This window comes from Vibrio sp. 1159, from assembly GCF_033340395.1.
Lineage (GTDB): Bacteria > Pseudomonadota > Gammaproteobacteria > Enterobacterales > Vibrionaceae > Vibrio > Vibrio alginolyticus.
Genome location: NZ_JAWOWL010000155.1, coordinates 1 through 1,153, shown reverse-complemented (window position 1 = coordinate 1,153; position 1,153 = coordinate 1). Strand labels below are relative to the sequence as shown.

The window sequence follows — 1,153 nt, the reverse complement described above, 5'->3', positions numbered from 1 at the left end:
GACTTGTCATCGAGTGGGATACGGTAAAAATGTGAACGTGCTAAAACTTTGCTTTGCGTTGAATATCAACCGTTTCATGCAGTTCTGAGAACACGATGACGGCTTCACCTTTTTCTAGTTGCGTCTTCACTTGATCGATTTTGTTTTGCAGTGAAATTTCAACCGCGCCATAGTCGGTGCCTTCGCGTAGTACGAACTCACGGATTAGATTTTCCAGTGTTTCTGGCGCGATGTCTTGCCAAGGAATGATCATAAATACCTCAAACTTTTATGATGAAAGGCTAGTTTACTGTGTTCGCGGTTTGGATACAGCTGAAAGGTATTCTGCCGCGACACTTTCGTAGTACGCGGGTAGGGCTTCCTCCAACCAGAACTTTGGTTTTAATGCCGTACCAGTCAGAAAGCCAACGTGTCCGCCGTGCTCAAACAGACGGTAATCAATGTTATCTGGCAGAACAAATTTGGGGATCACCTCTTCGGTCATGAACGGGTCGTCTTTGGCGTGGATGATCAAAGTTGGCAAGGTGATCTGCTGTAGCTTGCTCAATCCTGAGCATTGATCGTAATAATCTTGTGCATCCTTAAAACCATGCAGAGGTGCAGTGATCAAGTCATCAAATTCGTACAGACGAGTGACGCGCTTGATGGAGTTGTACGACAGCGCCAATTCGCCATGCAGTAAATGATGTTTTTGTAGAGCATTTCGTTTGAGCGAAGAGAGTAGGTAACGGCGATACACTTTGGAAAAGCCCTGCTCCATTCGATTGGCACAAGCCGCCAGATCCAGTGGTGCAGAGACGATGGTGGCCGCTTTTAAAATCGGGTCATCTTTGTATTGGGCTAAGTAGTTCGCCAGCATATTGCCACCAAGGGAGATGCCGACGGCGACTTTTGGATTGTTTGGAAAGCGCAGATGAAGGTGTTCCAAAAAGAAGCGAGCGTCCGTTACTTCTCCTGAATGGTATGCGCGAGCTTTTTTGTTCGGTTTGCCGCTACAGCCACGAAAATGCATCATCACCGATAACCAACCAGATTTCGCAAACGCATTCATCAGGCCGTTTGCATACGGGCTGTAGAAGCATCCTTCCAAGCCATGAAACAGAACGAAGATGGGTTTGTTCTGCGCACGTTCTTTGGTGGGATCTTCACTCCA

2 protein-coding genes are annotated in these 1,153 nt (G+C 47.1%); both read right to left on the bottom strand.

Annotation, left to right across the window (positions count from 1 at the left end; all coding sequences use genetic code 11):
- Positions 1-40 precede the first annotated feature (40 nt).
- The gene (locus tag R7127_RS26655) at positions 41-253 is read right to left on the bottom strand and encodes a YheU family protein (RefSeq protein ID WP_024702342.1); all 213 of its coding nucleotides are present in this window, start codon (positions 251-253) and stop codon (positions 41-43) included.
- Positions 254-286: 33 nt separating this feature from the next.
- A partial coding sequence (locus R7127_RS26650; RefSeq protein ID WP_318148730.1) for a hydrolase occupies positions 287-1,153 on the bottom strand: 867 nt, incomplete at its 5' end.

Coding starts and splice junctions, on each gene's coding strand:
- R7127_RS26655 (WP_024702342.1), bottom strand. CDS start 253: ATGATCATTCCTTGGCAAGACATCGCGCCAGAAACACTGGAAAATCTA.